Origin of the sequence: Blautia sp. TF10-30, from assembly GCF_003481245.1 — a bacterium.
Lineage (GTDB): Bacteria > Bacillota > Clostridia > Lachnospirales > Lachnospiraceae > Fusicatenibacter > Fusicatenibacter saccharivorans.
In genome coordinates this window covers 89,319-105,071 of the sequence record NZ_QUKM01000010.1, presented here as the reverse complement: position 1 = coordinate 105,071, position 15,753 = coordinate 89,319, and the positions used below count along the sequence as shown (strand labels likewise).

Genomic DNA, 15,753 nt, shown 5'->3' with positions numbered 1-15,753 from the left:
TTACAGCTCCGTTCTGCCCTCTAACGCACGCAGAAGGGTGACTTCGTCAATATTTTCCAGATCGCCGCCCACCGGAACGCCGCTTGCAATCCGCGTCACCTTGATTCCGGTCGGCTTGATCAGCTTGCTGATGTACATGGCCGTTGTCTCGCCCTCCAGGCTGGAGTTCGTGGCAACGATAACCTCCGAGACATCGCCCTGGAGACGCTGCATCAGCTCTTTCAACCGGATGTCGTCCGGCCCGATTCCCAGCATTGGGGAGATTGCCCCGTGCAGGACGTGGTAAACACCGTCGTATTTTCCGGTTTTCTCGTACGCCGCAAGGTCCTGCGTCGTCTCCACCACCATGATCACGCTGTGATCGCGCTTGACATTGGCACAGATCGGGCACAGTTCTTTGTCGGTCAGCGTCTGGCAGCACTTGCAGTACTGAACGTGGGATTTTGCTTCTGTGATCGAATCGGCCAGCCGTTTTGCCTGGTCGGCCGGCATATTCATGATATGAAATGCCAGCCTCTGTGCGGTTTTCACACCGATTCCAGGCAGATGGGACAGCTGCTCGATCAACTGATTGATGTATCCGCTGTAGTAATCCATCAGAACGGGAATCCTCCGCCCATGCTGCCAAGTCCGCCGGCGAGTTTGCCCATAGCTTTGGCTGCCTCGTCCTCAACTTTGCGCAGTGCTTCGTTGGTTGCTGCCATGATCAGATCCTCGAGCATTTCTACGTCGTCCGGATCTACGGCATCTTCGCTGATTTTAACTTTGGTTACTTCTTTTTTACCGGAAATGGTTACTTCTACGGCTCCGCCGCCTGCTGTCGCAGTGAACTCTTTCTCCTCGAGCGCTTTCTGGTTCTCTTCCATCTGCTTCTGCATTTTCTGAGCCTGCTTCATCAGATTGTTCATGTTGCCCGGCATTCCTCCCGGGAATCCTCCTCTTTTTGCCATGGGTAATATCCTCCTGAAAAATTTGTTTTTAATCTATTCTTCCCCGTCGTCGAAGTCGCTCTCGTCGTCCTCCTCGACCGGGATTCCATGAATCGCCTGCGTCAGTGCATCATCCACGGAAATCGTGGAGAGCGCGGCGTTTGCATGCTGGTCTGCTAAAATGAGCTGGACCTCTACGGTTTTTCCAGTCATCTGTTCAATAATGGTGCGGATCTCATCGGCTGCCTCCGGCCGCTCAACGTAGATGGATGCGAGCTGGTCTGCAAACTCAACAAACAGTTTGGCGTCGCCCGTCTCGCTGTTGTATTTCGGAACGGCGCCCTGCAGAAACTGGCGGAACATGCCGCTTGTCTGGCCGACAATTGCCTTCCAGGACGCGCTGATGCGCTGTAAATCCGCCGGTGCGGCTTTCACTGGTGCCGGTGCACTCTGCGGTGTTTCTGCCGCCGCATAGCCGTCTCCGGCCGCTCCGGAGCCTCCTGCACTGCCGTTTCCTGCTCCCGGTGCATTTGTCACCATCATCGGGATTCCGCGCTCCATTTTTTCTTCGAGAATCCTAAGACGCTCCAGCACGGATTCGAGGTTCTGCTCCATCTGCGGTTTGCAGAGTTTGACGAGCGCCACCTCAACGAGCACGCGCTTCTGCGCCGCATAGCGGAGCTGGCCGGAGAGCTCGGATAAAACGCGGATATAGTGGATCAGCGTCTCATCGTCTACCATCGTGCTCTCTTCTTTTAAGAGCTTCAGGTTTTCTGTAGAGACGTCGAGCAGTTCTTCGGTTTCATCTGCGCTTTTTACCAACAGCAGATTCCGCAGATACCACGTAAAGTCGGTAACGAACTGTCCCAGCTCTTTTCCGCGGTTTAAAAGGGTTTCCAGCGTGCGGATGCTTCCCGTTACATCCCCGGCGAGGATCGTACGGAGCATCTGGCTGAAGATTTCGGTATCAACAGTTCCGAGAACCTCAAGGACTTTATCGTACGTCAGCTTCTGCCCGAGGTAGAAGGCGATGCACTGGTCCAGGAGGCTTAACGCGTCTCGCATGGAGCCGTCGCCCGCCTTTGCGACGTAGCGGATGGCTTTTTCTTCGACGTCCACGCCCTCTTTTTCCATCAGTTCACTAAGACGCGCCGCGATGGTATCGATCGTGATGCGGCGGAAATCGTACCGCTGGCATCTGGAAAGGATCGTCACCGGGATTTTGTTTGCCTCTGTGGTCGCCAGGATGAAGATGACATAGGACGGCGGCTCCTCCAGGGTTTTTAAGAGTGCATTGAACGCTCCGGTAGAAAGCATATGCACCTCGTCGATGATATAGACTTTATACCGTCCCTGTGTCGGCCGGTAGGCTACCTCCTCACGGATTTCACGGATGTTGTCGACACCGTTGTTCGATGCCGCGTCGATCTCGATGACGTTCGTGGAAACGCCCGCCAGAATCGCCTTACACGTCGGACATTCGTTGCACGGGCTTCCGTCCACGGGATGTTCGCAGTTGACCGAGCGGGCGAGAATCTTGGCGATCGTCGTTTTTCCTGTTCCGCGGGTTCCGCAGAACAGGTACGCATGACCGATGCGGTCCGCGCGGATCTGATTTTTTAATGTTGTTACAATGTGATCCTGTCCTTTTACATCCTCAAAGGTGGAAGGACGGAATTTTCGGTACAGAGCAGTATAGCTCATAAAATTTTTCTCCTTTTATTGCATCGGCATGGAAGCCTGCCGCCGGCAGTTTCTTTTGGACAGCAGTGCAACAGAAGAACGGAGACCTTGTTCTTCTTGCTTTAAGGCCTCCGTTCTTTTTCCTTGCCTTTTTCGGGAACGCATCAATCGCCGAAGCTGATTCCCATCCGTTTTGCCTGCAGGACTTCCTGTGCATTCGGATCTACGGTCTTTAATTTTCCGGCGCACTCGCCCAGCGGAATTTTCTTTACTTTTCCGTTGACCATTCCGACCATGTAGCCGTACTGTTTGTCCAGAATAAGCTGTGCTGCCTCGGATCCGAGTCTTGTGGAAAGGACACGGTCATACGGACACGGGCTGCCGCCTCGCTGCATGTGGCCCGGTACGGTGACGCGGATTTCCATGCCTGTCTTTGCCTCGATTTCTTCTGCGATCTTGTAGGATACGGACGGGTATTTCTTTGCGATTTCTTCCTGACGTTTTTTCAGCTCTTTCTTCGGAAGTGCTGCGTCTTCTTTTGCAATTGCACCCTCGGCAACGGCAAGAATGGTGAATCCGCTTCCGCGCTCTTTTCGTCTGTTGATGGCCTCGCATACTTTTTCAATATCGTATGGAATTTCCGGAATCAGGATAACGTCTGCGCCGCTTGCGATTCCGGCGTACAGCGTCAGCCAGCCTACTTTATGACCCATAACCTCTACGATAAAAACTCTCTGGTGAGAGGAGGCTGTTGTATGGATGCAGTCGATCGCATCGGATGCAATATTGACGGCACTGTAGAAACCGAAGGTCATATCCGTTCCGTAGATATCATTATCGATGGTTTTCGGAAGATGGATAATATTCAGTCCTTCCTCTCTCAAGAGGTTTGCTGTTTTCTGGGTTCCGTTTCCGCCAAGAATGACAAGGCAGTCCAGAAGGAGCTTGTGGTAGGTATGCTTCATTGCTTCCACTTTGTCCAGACCGTTTGCATCCGGGGTACGCATCAGCTTAAACGGCTGACGTGAGGTTCCGAGAATAGTTCCTCCCTGTGTTAATATACCGGAAAAATCTTTTGCACTGAGCATGCGGTAATCGCTGTAGATGAGGCCTTTATAGCCGTTCATGAATCCGTATACTTCGAGATCTTTTACATTGTTTGCAAGGCCTTTTACGACTCCGCGCATGGTCGCATTTAATGCCTGGCAGTCTCCGCCGCTTGTTAACAGACCAATTCTTAACATATGACTTTTCCCATCCTGTTCTTTATTAGATTTTCACGACTGCTTCTTGTTTCTTGGCAGTATTATGGAATGTTTACATTATACCCTATTTTTTTCGTTCTCACAATAGTTCGGGGGAAGAAAGCGCGGGAGTTTCTATTTTTTGTACGAAAAAAGGAAGTCTGGGGTTCAGGCTTCCTTGGATTTTCTTTTTTATGCGCGCCGCACTTCGAACTCTCACCACGAACGTTACTCCTACAGCCTACTCGGCCCAGGCACCCTCACGGCACACAGGAGGTTCCACTTAGTGCTGCTGCATTCCTGCCCTGACACGGTTCATGGAGTCCTGTTGCGTAAGACCCAGACGTCAACGTCACTTATAGAAGGCAGCTTCGCAATGAAAAAGCCCTCGGATTGGCATCACCCCCGCTGTAGCGGATTGCGGGTACAGGGCACCGCTATCTCCCCGGCTGCGCATTGTTTAGTATACGGGATTTCGGAGGGGATGTCAAGGAATTTGTGAATTGAAATATTGGTATAGCACGAGTATAATTTATAGTAAGGCCAGAAAATAACGCAAAAATTCAGTACCGCAGAGTGTGAACGACTGCTTTTTTCATTATTTTCAAGATTTGCTATCGATAATTTTTTGAAAATGATACATTTTTTTCTTATAGAAGGAGGATGGACGAATGATACGAGTTACGGTCTGGAATGAGTTTCAGCAGGAGCGAACGCAGGAGAAAGTGAAAGAGATTTATCCGGACGGGATTCACACCTGTATTGCAAAGTTTCTGAGACAAGAGGAGGAGCTTTCGGTTCGGACGGCTGTGTTTGACGAGAAGGAGCATGGGCTGACGGAAGAAGTGCTGGCAAATACCGATGTGCTGGTGTTCTGGAATCATATGCTGCAGGAGGAGTTCTCGGACGATGTGGCCGAGCGGGTTCGGCGTCATGTGCTAGCCGGAATGGGGCTGGTAGTTCTGCATTCAGGGCATTATTCCAAGATTATGCGGAAGCTTCTCGGAACAAGTATGACGCTTCGGTGGCGGCATGGGGATCGTGAGAGACTGTTCTGTACGTGTCCGACCCATCCGATCGCGCAGGGAATTCCGGCATGGGTGGATATTCCGGAGGAAGAGATGTACGGGGAGTTTTTTGATATTCCCAAACCGGATGATGTGGTATTTACGGGATGGTTTGCAGGCGGTGAGGTGTTCCGCAGCGGATGCACCTTTACACGTGGGCTGGGCAAAATTTTCTATTTTCAGCCAGGACACGAGGAATACCCCATTTACCATATGCCGGTGATTCAGAAGATTATCAAAAATGGGGTGCGCTGGTGCGTTCCTGTAGTACGAAGACCGGCACCACTGGATAATGCATGGGTGAATCCATCTACGGAGGAAGTGTATCTTTCTTCACACCAAAAATAGCAGCTGCAGTTTACCGATATCTGTATCCCGTTTGATTTTTTCAAAACAGGGGTCTGATTTCACGATCAAAAATGTTCTGCAATACGCGGATGGAATCTGTGTACACATTGCATAAATCAGGAGGAAATGTTATATGAGAAAGCTTTCCGTTTTTTACGAACACATTCTACAGGCGTGTGAGCAGTCCGGTAAGACGATTCCGGAAGTGCTCGCGTTCTGCAGGGAGCAGGGAATTTCGGCTGTTGAGATGAACTACAGTCTGTTTGCATCAGAAAGAGAGGTCATTGCCCCGATGCTTTCCGATGCGGGGCTGGTGATCAGCTGTATGCATGAAACCTTTGATTTTTCCCATGATACGGATCTTGGCAGAGCACAGCAGATGCTCGATACTGCGGCATCGCAGCAGGTTTCGCGTGTCCTGTTTGTTGCAGGCGCGCTTGAAACTGCCGAAGCGGCAGAGCTTGCAGCCTGCAGCAGCACCTATGAGGCAACGAGTACTTTTATGGCCGAAAACAAATCGATTCAAAATATGGTACATGCGCTTTCCTCACTCGCCGAATATGCGGCTTTACGTGGCGTTTCGATTACCTTAGAGGACTTTGACGGTTTTTTACAGCCGTTTGCACGCACATATCCGCTGCTCTGGTTTATGGAGCACGTGCCGGGGCTGCGGTATACGCTTGATATCGGAAATTTTGCTTTCAGTGATGAGGATGTTTCGTATGCTGCCTGGCTTCTGAAGGATTATATTGTCCATGTTCACTGTAAGGATCGTGCCGAAAGTCCGCTCGTTCACGGACGTTTCTGCCGCGGCCTTGGCCAGACACCGGCCGGAACGGGATATCTGCCGATGGCAAAGCTTCTTACAGATTTAGAAGCGTGCGATTACGATGGTTATCTCGCCATCGAGCATTTCGATGCGCCGGATCAGTTATCGTTCATCGAACAGTCCGCAGCGTTTCTGCGCCAGTGGGTTTCCGAATAATTCCGCCTCTTTCATAAGCGCTCTGATTTTCGGAAAATTTCGTATTTCCGGGGAGAAATTCAGCAAGGAAAATATGTCGAAAGAATTCTTTACTATCTTTGGTTTTTTCGTATCTTTTCCTTGCTTTCCAGGGAAAACATGGTAAACTAAATTTGAAGCTTTTTGAGAAGGCATGATTCGAAAAGCAAATCTAAAACAAGAGGGTTTTAAAGTAATGGGAGAAATTATTATTCCGCAGGGTTACAAATCTGCATTAAACCTCCACGATACACAGGTGGCGATTAAAACAGTAAAGGATTATTTCCAGCATGAGCTGACACATCGTCTGCATCTGCTCCGTGTAACAGCTCCACTTTTTGTACAGCCGGAAACCGGCTTGAATGACAATCTGAATGGCGTAGAACACCCGGTTTCTTTTGAGTTAAAGGATCAGGGTACCAAGAAAACCGCTGAAATTGTTCAGTCTCTGGCAAAATGGAAACGGTACGCGCTTCACAAATACGGCTTCTCTGAGGGAGAAGGCATCTACACCGATATGAACGCCATCCGCCAGGACGAGGTGACCGACAACATTCACTCCGTTTACGTGGATCAGTGGGACTGGGAAAAAATCATGTCCCCGGAAGAACGCAATCTTGATTTCTTAAAGAGTACCGTAAAAGATATCTATGAGGCACTGAAAAACACGGAAAAACATATGGCAGACCAGTACGACTACATCGAAACCATTCTGCCGGATGAAATTTTCTTTATCACTTCCCAGGAACTTGAGGATCGCTATCCGGATCTGACTCCAAAGGAAAGAGAGTATACAATCACCAAAGAAAAAGGTGCTGTCTTTATTATGCAGATCGGCGGCGTGCTTGCTTCCGGTGATCGTCAGGACGGACGTTCCCCGGACTACGACGACTGGTCCTTAAACGGCGACCTGATCGTTTATTATCCGGTACTTGACATCGCTCTTGAGCTCTCCTCCATGGGAATCCGCGTCAATGCAGATGCTCTCCGCGCCCAGTTAAAGGAATGCGGATGCCAGTCCCGCGCGAAGCTCCCCTTCCAGAAATCCATTCTGAACGGCACTCTTCCGCAGACAATCGGCGGCGGTATCGGACAGTCCCGTATCTGTATGTTTTTCCTGCGCAAAGCGCACATCGGAGAGGTACAGTGCTCGGTATGGCCGATGGAGACACGAGAGGTGATGGATGTGATGAATATTCAGCTTCTGTAAGAAATTCTCTGTCTTTTCTCAAATTTCTGTTCTTCTTTCAGAAGATCAAAAAGAAGAATTCCCATGCAGTATTTCCGCACAGGAATTCTTCTTTTTTCTTATTTTTTTATCTTACATCCACGTAACCTTCGGCATTCCGCGAAGATCTGCTTTTACATCACAAGAAAATGTTTCCTCCTCATGGGCCTCTATTACTTTTGCATTTTTTAATCCATCTTCTCCAACTGCCTTTTTGCCTAAATGGCCGCCTAAAACAGCTCCCAGTCCGCCGCCAAGAGCAGCTCCAAAGGCTGCATTTGCAACATCACCGGCTCCGATTTTTCCCATAGGCTTTCTTGTAATCGCAATCGTATGGGCACCTGCTTCGATTGGAATTACATACGGTTGTTTTGCAGCTCTCAACTTTTGCGGTTCTTGATCATCTATATACAGACAGAAAAACCCCGGCCGCCTTACGGCGCCGGGGTCTCTTACGTTTGAGCACAAGTATCTTTCGATACAATTATATTTTATTTAGAATAGTCTACCGATAATTAGTCGATCAGAGTAGCAACACGGCCTGATCCAACGGTACGGCCACCTTCACGATACTTTAATCCCGTTTTATCTCATATTTTTTATGGTTTTCTCTCCAAAATACAGTGAAAAACAGCTGAATTGCACCACCTATTTTGATTTGCCTGATTTCTTGGCACCGTTTTGGCACCGGAGAATACTCAAACCGATTCTCTTCTGTAGATACTAGATACTTCTCTACCAACTTTATATTGCACCGGTAATTTTTAACTGTTATAATCGAAACATGGGTGCTACCATAACGGTAGGCGGTTAGTCCTTCTCCAGAGGGACTGTGACCCTCTGATTACATAGAAACCTGTAAAGGAATCCAGTGGAAAGGAGGGCTAAGCCAATGAGTATTGTGGACTTCATAGCAGTAGTGAGCTTCGGCTTAACCTGCTTTAGTATCGGATATACATTAGGCAAAGATAATCATAAACCACAAAAATAACCGCCCCAGCCTGCAAACTGAACGGTTATTTTTGTAATCAATAAGTATGTGGACTAACCGTCTATCGGTAGCACTCTTTTTCTATAATCATATTAGCACGCATCTGTGGAAATGTCAAAAATTTTCTTCTTTCTCAACTACATCTATTTCCATACATTTTTACAACCTATTTCAAGTGTTCCTCAAAAATTGATTCGAGTTCCTTATTCCCCCTCAAGAATTCATACTCTTTCTTATTTTCAATTTCCGAATACAATTCACGAACAAAATTTTTTCCAAGTCCCGAAAAAGCTTTTCCCTGTGCAGTATCTTCATACCTGTAATACAAAGGGGATTGTGTCATATTCCAAGGCTTCTGTGATTCACTTAATAATCGCTTAATTAACTGGATACATTTTTCTACATCTTTTCGATATCCAGCAATCAGCAGATATGGAACTGTGTTGCCATAATTCCATAGTCCAAACAATGATATCATGTGATCTGTAATCTCAGCAATTTTCTCTGCTTTATCATGATTTCCTGTCTCTTCTTCCATTTCTATTAACTTATACAAGTAGCTTTGGATATTGATAACTGCCTGTAGCAATTTCCCTTCTAAGAATAATGCAGCAGTATCTGTTCCTTCCTGATGTGCTAATACACTTGTTTTCATAATCGTTGCATCAATTACAGTATCAGGAATTTTTTTCAAAAGGGCATTTGCTTCTTCATATTTCTCCATTTGGACATATTTTGTTGCAAGTATAAAAACGCTTGAATTTCTCACTCTTTCATCCTGACTATCTGCTGTTCGTTCCAGCCACTCAATAATAGCTGTATTATATTCCATTCGTTCTTCGTCATTAAGATCTGACAAAGTCAAAGATCCGTTCAGAACGGTTGCGATCGTATATATTAATAAGTCGCAATGAGGATACTCCTGTATTTTACGAGATGCCATCTCGAAAGCCTCTGTAAAGCTGTCCAATGAAACTTCCGAAAGTTCATTCACAAATTGTCCAATCTCTTTTTCTGTCAATTCTTCATGAAACGAAAACAATTCATTCATATCAATTTTCAATAGTCGTGCCAAAGCTGGAAGTAATGAGATACGGATATATGGTAACGCTGTATCAGCTCAAAGAATATCTGTAAACTTGGGTGCTGCCCCTTGTTCTCAATGTTCGCAAGGTAGCGCGGCGAGATAAACATTTCGTCGCCTACTTTCTTGCGGCTTTCCTTGCGTCCTTCACGCGCTGCCTTTATCGCTGCCCCAAAAGCCTTGAAGTCGTATTTTGGTACTGGTCTTTTTGCCATAGTTATTCACCCTCTTACATTTTACTGTTCCCCTTTCTTCTTGGATATGTCTACATAGTTCTATCAGTTAGCCAAAATAATTCATATATATATATGTTGACAACAAGCTGCTTTTGTATATAATATTATATAAAAGGGGGGGAATGTTTATGTTACATAGCATGCGTATTCGATAAGCATTGAAATCAAAAAAGATTTTTCCCATTTTCAATATGGGCTTTTTTGTCATGCTTATTTTGCGTATGCTATACAACAAAACTAACGACGTATAGACATAGTATAAAAACTATGCCTTAATTTTGTTGTAGTATTATATGTATAAATGCAGGTCAATGCTCATGTTGAGAATTGACCTGCATTTTTTTGCGCAAAAGGAGAAATATTATGCTTGAAAAATATTGGATAAAATGTCCAATTTGTAACGGAAAGACGAGGGTTCAAGTATTTTATAATACGGTATTAAGAAATTTTCCTCTTTTCTGCCCTAAATGTAAATTAACGCATATCGTTGATGTTGAAAAACTAGAAATCATAATCAAAAACTCTGAAAAACAAACTTTTTAATTTTGAAAAGGAAGGATATTTAAATGAAACACTTACCTAAAAGTACACCTACGGAAATATTGAATGACCCATACGGATTTACTTACAAAGAAATGTCGGAAGTAATTGGAGAGGATAAAGCAAGAGCCTTATATACGGAATTGTATAAACAGCCATTTCACAAAGAAAATCTATCAATATCAACAAAAAAAGTCTATAAAAGTAGCGATACTGAAAAGTATGTTTATGAATTGAAAGATAACAGGTATATTGAAACGGTTTTTATTAAACGGCGAGATGGTGGGACTGTTTGCGTAAGTACGCAAGTTGGTTGTTCTGTTGGCTGTATTTTTTGTGAGTCCGGACGCAATGGTTTTGTTCGTAATCTAACACCGTCTGAAATTGTGCAGCAGGTTGTATTGATACGTCAAAAAGTAAATCGTATCGTTTTTATGGGAATGGGAGAACCTTTATTCAATTACGACAACTTGATTGCAGCAATCCATATTCTTCGAGATAGAAATGGACTTAACTTTCCAACCGACGGCATTACCGTATCAACAGTTGGTCCAGTTAATCAATTAAAAAAATTGCGCGAAGAACATCTAAAAATTCAGTTGACAATATCTTTACATGCAGCAACACAGGCTGCGAGAAACTGTATCATTCCTCATATGCACATGTACGCTATTGAAGATGTTGTTAAGCAAGCATTGTCCTATTCTCAAAGGCATAATCGAAAAGTGGTATTTGCGTATTTGCTTTTACCAGGTATAAATGACCGTTCCTCAGATATAAGGCAACTTGCAAAATGGTTTAAGGGCAAAAATGTTATGATTAACGTGCTGCAATACAACCCGACGAGTAATTCAAAAATTAGAGCACCACAAAAACAAGAAATGGTTGCGTTCAAACATCAATTAGAGCAAACAGGACTTGAAGTTACCATGAGAGTTTCTCATGGTAGAGAGATTAAAGCAGCTTGTGGACAGTTAGCTAATACATATAATAAAGCCAAAAAACAACAGAAATAATTTAATTAAAAGAGCCAGACGCACAGACGCAGAGCCGATAATATGCAGTTTGAAATACTGCTGTTATCGGCTCTTTTTTGATTTTAATTTGTGCCCCTAATAACCATATTGGAGCAAAATCAGAACTGTTGCTTGTCGTTCTTTGATTTCCGCAGCAGCTTTGAAAAATCAAAGCCGCCGTTTCTTTTTATCTTCTAATGAAATGACGCGGTATCACTGTTAAAAGCGGCGGCTAAAGGAGGTAGCCGCCATGAAGCACATACCCTATCGACAAAATCCGACGGTCATTGACATATCAAAAAAAGCCCGACCACCGCCGGGAACCTCTCTACCCTTGACTATGAACTGTCTAATCATCTAAATACTGCTTACAATACCTATACGCCTGTCCGGGCTTTTCGGACAGGCGTATTTTGCTGCTCAAAAAATTTTTTGAAAAAATTTCAAAAAATCTTCGGCGTTTTTCAAAAACGCCGTATTGCCCCGCGAAAAGGGGGAAGCACCACCAACTTTCCAACGAGAAAGGAGGTGAGAATGTGGAACCTAATAGCAGGGAGTTTTACAAACAATGTGCTTTTCAGAAGTTTCAACACCATTTCTTCTGCACTAGCTTTTATATTATTCATCAGTCTAACCCACTTCGTCCGATTCTGTACCTTTAATTCTTCAGTTACGCCCTGTTTTTCTGCCATCTGTTCCATAAGCATTTCCACCTGCTCTCTGCTCTCCTGATCAATTTGATTCAGGTGTTCCGTCAGCTTTCCAGTCAACAACAAATATTGATATTTTGCTAATCTGTGTTCCTTCAGAAACTGTTTCCTCAGCATTCCATATTTCCCATATATCGGTTCTTCTTCATTCAATACCAAATCCGGCAAATAATAATCTCCATGCAAAGTATAGCTTAATCCGTTCTTTTCATCATAAATGTGTGTTTCCATAATCTTATCTCTCCATTTCTCTGTTTTTTGATTTAGTTTTCTTACGCTGCTGATTCTCCATCTCGCTTTTTTTCATTCCCCATGCCAATCTTTCATGAATATTTCCCTTCGGCATTTGTTCCATCCGTCGCTTTTCTTCCAGGACTTTCTCGTTTTGAATATCCTGCTGTACTGCTGTATCTACAGTTTCTATTCCAAGAACACGCACAACACGATCATACCTATCAGAAACACCTTGTAATATATCTTTTTCTTCTGACAATTTCTGATTATCTTTACGTATATCATCCAGTTCTCTCTGAATAGCATTATATTTTTGTTTCACCTTTTGATATTTTCTCTTCCAACCTTCCACCTCTTTCGTAAGTTCTTTAACCTGAGCCGCCATTACAGCAACCTTATTCTTTATTTGAAGAAACAGTGGTTTAATTTTTTTATCTCGATAGGTTACTGCCCGTTCTAGCGTGCCCGCCTCCGGCAGTAACATTTTAACCGTTCCATATTCTTTGATTTCTTTGCTCACACTATCCATAATCGGTTGTAGCTGTTCTCTGCGATCTTCCAGGCTTTTTAGTTCTTTTTCTGCGCTCCCTGCCTTTTGTTCTGCTTCTTGCTTCGCCTTGATTGCCTGTTCCTTATCGTCTTTTAAATTCTGGATATCTGCTCTGGATTCTGCAATTTGTGCTGTTAATTCTTCTTTTTCAGCAGTTAGATGCTCTTTCTCCTGCTCCAATTCCTGTACTTCCTTTTTCCGTTCTTTTTTCTTGAAGTTATAGACATCCAGATGTTCCTCATGAGTACCTTTCTGTTCCCATTCAATTCCATACTGCTTTGCAGTCTCTGCCAGAACTTCTTTTTCATGATTTATCCACTGATTCAGTTCCGTATCATGCTTATTTCCACCTTGAAATCCAAGACTTTTTAATGCCTGTTTCAGTGAAACTCTGGTATCCATTCCTTTTCCTTTCCAGTCCGTCACATAAGGAATAAAATCAATATGGAGATGTGGAGTAGCCTCATCCTGATGCAGATAGCAACTAAATACCCGAAGTGTCGGATTCCGTTTCTGGAAATCTTTTACATACTCATCCAGTACGTTTACAGCCAGATCTCCTGCTTCTGTTCCAACAGCCATATCTTCTCGGTTTCCAATCTGGAAAATCACTTCATGGAACAACTTTTCCTGTTTTCCTTGGCGAATCTTTTCATAATAATTTGTAATCTGCCGATCTTTTCTTTTCCCGACATTATACCGTTCTACAGCTTCATCAAACAGCTCTTTATAGACTTCTTTCAGATTCTCATTCCGGTAACAAATATTTAATTGCACTCTGTCTGGATCAACATTTTCTGCTATAAAATCTCGTCTGTTATGAGCCAGAGACCCTGTCCCGATCATACCACTGATTGTTCGTTTCATCGTCATATTCCTCACCCCGCTTTCTAAAACCAGTGCCAGACATGGCACATAAATTTGTATCTTTGCCAGCTATAGTATAAAAAGAAATATTCGCCGGATACGGCGGTTTTGTTACTTTTGTCAAAAGTAACGCAAAAGCACTTTCGACAGCCGTACCGTCCATCAAAAGTACCCTTGCGCCCTCCGGGGGTACAGAGACCTTTACTCCGGTATCCTTGCCCGAATATATTCCAAATCACCACAATACGGTGTCCCTACAAGATACCATTCTCTTGCAGGATTCATTTCCATTCTGGTCTGAACCCATTCATCATCAAGCAACACTTCCAGGCATTCTCCACAGTGAAATCCTGTATCAATCCATAGATCTGATGATAATAATCCATATCTTTTGTTATAACTGTTATATCCTAATCTTCCTTCTCTCATTGTGCCAATCTCCTTTCATCTACCGTTTCCGCAGGGGCGCCCTGAATCAGGGCTCCCTTTTGAAAATTCTCTTCTACGCCAGTCAACTCCCGACTACACCTTACCAACATTCTCCTTGTCTGCTATCTACAGGTGCGTGACACGCTCCTGTAATAAAGTGTTCAGAAAGAACCTTTACCATCGAAAGTTCTCCGGTATTCCCCGTCTGTCCAGATATTCCTTCCGGAACTTTTCTCTTTCTTCTTCCGTTGGTGCTGTTTTGGATTTGCTGTATACTTCACGATTCACCATTGCATCCAGTTTTTTCTCCAATCCCAACCGTATTATTTCTTCACCATCGTAGTTATCCATCAAAAAATATTGCAAGAGCTGAAAGAATAACTCGTATGGAATCTGTACACTTTTATTTTGCATCTATTCTCCTTTCAAGGTAGCAAGATCCCCTCTTCTTAAGAAATGGTAATCTTGCCATCTTCCATTTTTATTCTGGCAACATCCAATACCATTGCTTTCCACGTTTTACGGAATCAATTTCAAGTTCCCGTTTGGCGTTCCATAGCGTTTTACTTTTGATTCCTCTGGCTTCTGCTTCTTCTGCAATTTTCTTCTGAGTCATTCCTCCATTTGCCAGTATCTCAAGGAGAAATTCTTTTGCTTTCCGACTTTTCTGTCCTCTTCCGTCTCCATTAAGAAGTTCATCGGCACTGATATCATATTCTCCAATCCATTCAAACCCATTATTCTTATCCAGTCTGAATGCAATGGACGTTCCTTCCGGTGCAAGAGAACTCTTCGTATGACATACCACTCTTACTTCCGGTTCATCTTTCACTCGCCCGACAATCAGAACACTTCTTGCAGCAGCCTGAAAATCAATGGAGCCAAGTCCTCGATAAGAAGATTTGCCGTTGCTGTTTTTGTTCATATGACCGATTAAAATAACTGCACAGTGATATTTTTCTGACAGCACTGCGATACGCTTCATCAGTGGTCTGATCTCATTTGCCCTGTGCATATCTACGTCCGCTCCCAGAAAGCCCTGTATCGGATCAAGAACAACCATTTTTGCTTTTGTCTGCACGATTGCTTCTTCCAATCTGACATCTGCCATTGTCAGTGGCTGGTCACTGTCATCAATCACCAGCACCTTTGAACAATCTGCACCTGCAGCAAGTAATCTGGGTTTGATAGTATCTCCAAGTCCATCTTCTGCTGTCTGATAGATTACATTTACAGGTGACACAGAAGACTGTTCCTGCATATTATCTTCAGCATCTAAATCTTCATTCTCACTATCGACTTCATCACTTCGTTTTTCTTTTGTTTTCGTTTTATCAGTAACAGGAAGAATCGGCTCTCCTCTGGTCAGTTTTGCAATAATCTGAAGTACCATCGTTGTCTTGCCTTCTCCTGGATCTCCCTGTATAATGGTCACTTTTCCATAAGGAATAAACGGATAAAGCAGCCATTCTACCTGTTCCACCTCTACTGAATCCATATTGATCAGTTTCAGTTTTGGTTCTATTCTACAATTCTCAATTTTATTTTTTTCATTCATATTCATTCCATCATCTCCTCCTGCCCTTCCGGGCAA

General features: G+C 44.3%; 16 protein-coding genes, 1 other RNA gene and 1 pseudogene. 5 read left to right on the top strand and 13 right to left on the bottom strand.

The features are described 5' to 3' along the window. The 5 genes from recR to ffs all read right to left on the bottom strand — a co-directional run bounded on the left by recR (nucleotide 1) and on the right by ffs (nucleotide 4,313). Nucleotides 1-597 carry a recombination mediator RecR gene (gene recR / locus DXD02_RS10560; RefSeq protein ID WP_022463270.1) on the bottom strand — a complete coding sequence of 199 codons (597 nt, stop codon included), beginning with the start codon at nucleotides 595-597 and terminating at the stop codon, nucleotides 1-3. Next, a complete protein-coding gene (locus tag DXD02_RS10555; RefSeq protein ID WP_022463269.1) occupies nucleotides 597-950 on the bottom strand; it encodes a YbaB/EbfC family nucleoid-associated protein in 354 nt (117 codons plus the stop codon). The genes recR and DXD02_RS10555 overlap by 1 nt, the downstream gene beginning before the upstream one ends. A 33-nt stretch (nucleotides 951-983) precedes the next feature. Further along, nucleotides 984-2,633, bottom strand: a complete 1,650-nt coding sequence (gene dnaX / locus DXD02_RS10550; protein ID WP_055226854.1) for a DNA polymerase III subunit gamma/tau — start codon at nucleotides 2,631-2,633, stop codon at nucleotides 984-986. Between the two features lie 143 nt (nucleotides 2,634-2,776). Beyond that, complete coding sequence (locus DXD02_RS10545) at nucleotides 2,777-3,856, bottom strand: 6-phosphofructokinase (RefSeq protein ID WP_022463267.1); 1,080 nt, start codon at nucleotides 3,854-3,856, stop codon at nucleotides 2,777-2,779. Between the two features lie 194 nt (nucleotides 3,857-4,050). Further along, nucleotides 4,051-4,313, bottom strand: an RNA gene (gene ffs / locus DXD02_RS10540) — signal recognition particle sRNA large type. A 214-nt stretch (nucleotides 4,314-4,527) separates the two neighbouring features. Here ffs and DXD02_RS10535 point away from each other — a divergent pair. The 3 genes from DXD02_RS10535 (at nucleotide 4,528) to asnA (ending at nucleotide 7,484) form a co-directional block, all read left to right on the top strand. Next, a complete protein-coding gene (locus DXD02_RS10535) occupies nucleotides 4,528-5,271 on the top strand; it encodes a ThuA domain-containing protein (protein ID WP_118666823.1) in 744 nt (247 codons plus the stop codon). A gap of 133 nt (nucleotides 5,272-5,404) precedes the next feature. Next, a complete protein-coding gene (locus DXD02_RS10530; RefSeq protein WP_022463265.1) occupies nucleotides 5,405-6,256 on the top strand; it encodes a sugar phosphate isomerase/epimerase family protein in 852 nt (283 codons plus the stop codon). 214 nt (nucleotides 6,257-6,470) lie between these two features. Then, nucleotides 6,471-7,484 (top strand): aspartate--ammonia ligase, encoded by a 1,014-nt coding sequence (asnA, locus tag DXD02_RS10525; RefSeq protein WP_118666822.1) that lies wholly within the window; start codon nucleotides 6,471-6,473, stop codon nucleotides 7,482-7,484. 111 nt (nucleotides 7,485-7,595) lie between these two features. Here the strand turns inward: asnA and DXD02_RS10520 are convergent, their stop codons facing one another. The 3 genes and pseudogenes from DXD02_RS10520 to DXD02_RS10510 all read right to left on the bottom strand — a co-directional run. Next, entirely contained in the window at nucleotides 7,596-7,886 is a 291-nt protein-coding gene (locus tag DXD02_RS10520) for a hypothetical protein (RefSeq protein WP_147399076.1), read from the bottom strand. 773 nt (nucleotides 7,887-8,659) lie between these two features. Then, entirely contained in the window at nucleotides 8,660-9,544 is an 885-nt protein-coding gene (locus DXD02_RS10515; RefSeq protein WP_226799365.1) for an XRE family transcriptional regulator, read from the bottom strand. Between the two features lie 32 nt (nucleotides 9,545-9,576). Further along, a pseudogene (locus DXD02_RS10510) lies at nucleotides 9,577-9,792 on the bottom strand (helix-turn-helix domain-containing protein); the annotation flags it as partial. A 384-nt stretch (nucleotides 9,793-10,176) separates the two neighbouring features. Between DXD02_RS10510 and DXD02_RS10505 the strand changes: the two are divergent. Together DXD02_RS10505 and rlmN are read left to right on the top strand one after the other, a co-directional pair. Next, nucleotides 10,177-10,356, top strand: coding sequence for a cysteine-rich KTR domain-containing protein (locus tag DXD02_RS10505; protein ID WP_002588768.1), 180 nt, complete (start codon nucleotides 10,177-10,179; stop codon nucleotides 10,354-10,356). A 23-nt stretch (nucleotides 10,357-10,379) separates the two neighbouring features. Then, on the top strand, nucleotides 10,380-11,369 hold the full coding sequence (gene rlmN / locus DXD02_RS10500; protein ID WP_002569187.1) for a 23S rRNA (adenine(2503)-C(2))-methyltransferase RlmN: 990 nt from the start codon (nucleotides 10,380-10,382) through the stop codon (nucleotides 11,367-11,369). Between the two features lie 464 nt (nucleotides 11,370-11,833). Here rlmN and DXD02_RS10490 read toward each other — a convergent pair whose 3' ends face one another. From DXD02_RS10490 to DXD02_RS10465, 5 genes are all read right to left on the bottom strand, one after another. Next, entirely contained in the window at nucleotides 11,834-12,310 is a 477-nt protein-coding gene (locus DXD02_RS10490) for a TnpV protein (protein WP_008793036.1), read from the bottom strand. A 4-nt stretch (nucleotides 12,311-12,314) separates the two neighbouring features. Continuing rightward, nucleotides 12,315-13,730, bottom strand: a complete 1,416-nt coding sequence (locus tag DXD02_RS10485) for a plasmid recombination protein (protein ID WP_015541741.1) — start codon at nucleotides 13,728-13,730, stop codon at nucleotides 12,315-12,317. 201 nt (nucleotides 13,731-13,931) lie between these two features. Next, complete coding sequence (locus DXD02_RS10475; protein WP_008373546.1) at nucleotides 13,932-14,159, bottom strand: DUF5348 domain-containing protein; 228 nt, start codon at nucleotides 14,157-14,159, stop codon at nucleotides 13,932-13,934. A 174-nt stretch (nucleotides 14,160-14,333) separates the two neighbouring features. Then, nucleotides 14,334-14,573, bottom strand: a complete 240-nt coding sequence (locus DXD02_RS16265; RefSeq protein WP_008793133.1) for a hypothetical protein — start codon at nucleotides 14,571-14,573, stop codon at nucleotides 14,334-14,336. A 67-nt stretch (nucleotides 14,574-14,640) separates the two neighbouring features. Continuing rightward, nucleotides 14,641-15,723 (bottom strand): AAA family ATPase, encoded by a 1,083-nt coding sequence (locus DXD02_RS10465; RefSeq protein WP_055152729.1) that lies wholly within the window; start codon nucleotides 15,721-15,723, stop codon nucleotides 14,641-14,643. Between the last annotated feature and the right edge of the window lie 30 nt (nucleotides 15,724-15,753).

Bases quoted from the DNA above. Each gene is read 5' to 3' on its own strand.
- recR (WP_022463270.1), bottom strand. From the start codon at position 597: ATGGATTACTACAGCGGATACATCAATCAGTTGATCGAGCAGCTGTCC.
- DXD02_RS10555 (WP_022463269.1), bottom strand. From the start codon at position 950: ATGGCAAAAAGAGGAGGATTCCCGGGAGGAATGCCGGGCAACATGAAC.
- dnaX (WP_055226854.1), bottom strand. From the start codon at position 2,633: ATGAGCTATACTGCTCTGTACCGAAAATTCCGTCCTTCCACCTTTGAG.
- DXD02_RS10545 (WP_022463267.1), bottom strand. From the start codon at position 3,856: ATGTTAAGAATTGGTCTGTTAACAAGCGGCGGAGACTGCCAGGCATTA.
- DXD02_RS10535 (WP_118666823.1), top strand. From the start codon at position 4,528: ATGATACGAGTTACGGTCTGGAATGAGTTTCAGCAGGAGCGAACGCAG.
- DXD02_RS10530 (WP_022463265.1), top strand. From the start codon at position 5,405: ATGAGAAAGCTTTCCGTTTTTTACGAACACATTCTACAGGCGTGTGAG.
- asnA (WP_118666822.1), top strand. From the start codon at position 6,471: ATGGGAGAAATTATTATTCCGCAGGGTTACAAATCTGCATTAAACCTC.
- DXD02_RS10515 (WP_226799365.1), bottom strand. From the start codon at position 9,544: ATGAATGAATTGTTTTCGTTTCATGAAGAATTGACAGAAAAAGAGATT.
- DXD02_RS10505 (WP_002588768.1), top strand. From the start codon at position 10,177: ATGCTTGAAAAATATTGGATAAAATGTCCAATTTGTAACGGAAAGACG.
- rlmN (WP_002569187.1), top strand. From the start codon at position 10,380: ATGAAACACTTACCTAAAAGTACACCTACGGAAATATTGAATGACCCA.
- DXD02_RS10490 (WP_008793036.1), bottom strand. From the start codon at position 12,310: ATGGAAACACACATTTATGATGAAAAGAACGGATTAAGCTATACTTTG.
- DXD02_RS10485 (WP_015541741.1), bottom strand. From the start codon at position 13,730: ATGAAACGAACAATCAGTGGTATGATCGGGACAGGGTCTCTGGCTCAT.
- DXD02_RS10475 (WP_008373546.1), bottom strand. From the start codon at position 14,159: ATGAGAGAAGGAAGATTAGGATATAACAGTTATAACAAAAGATATGGA.
- DXD02_RS16265 (WP_008793133.1), bottom strand. From the start codon at position 14,573: ATGCAAAATAAAAGTGTACAGATTCCATACGAGTTATTCTTTCAGCTC.
- DXD02_RS10465 (WP_055152729.1), bottom strand. From the start codon at position 15,723: ATGAATATGAATGAAAAAAATAAAATTGAGAATTGTAGAATAGAACCA.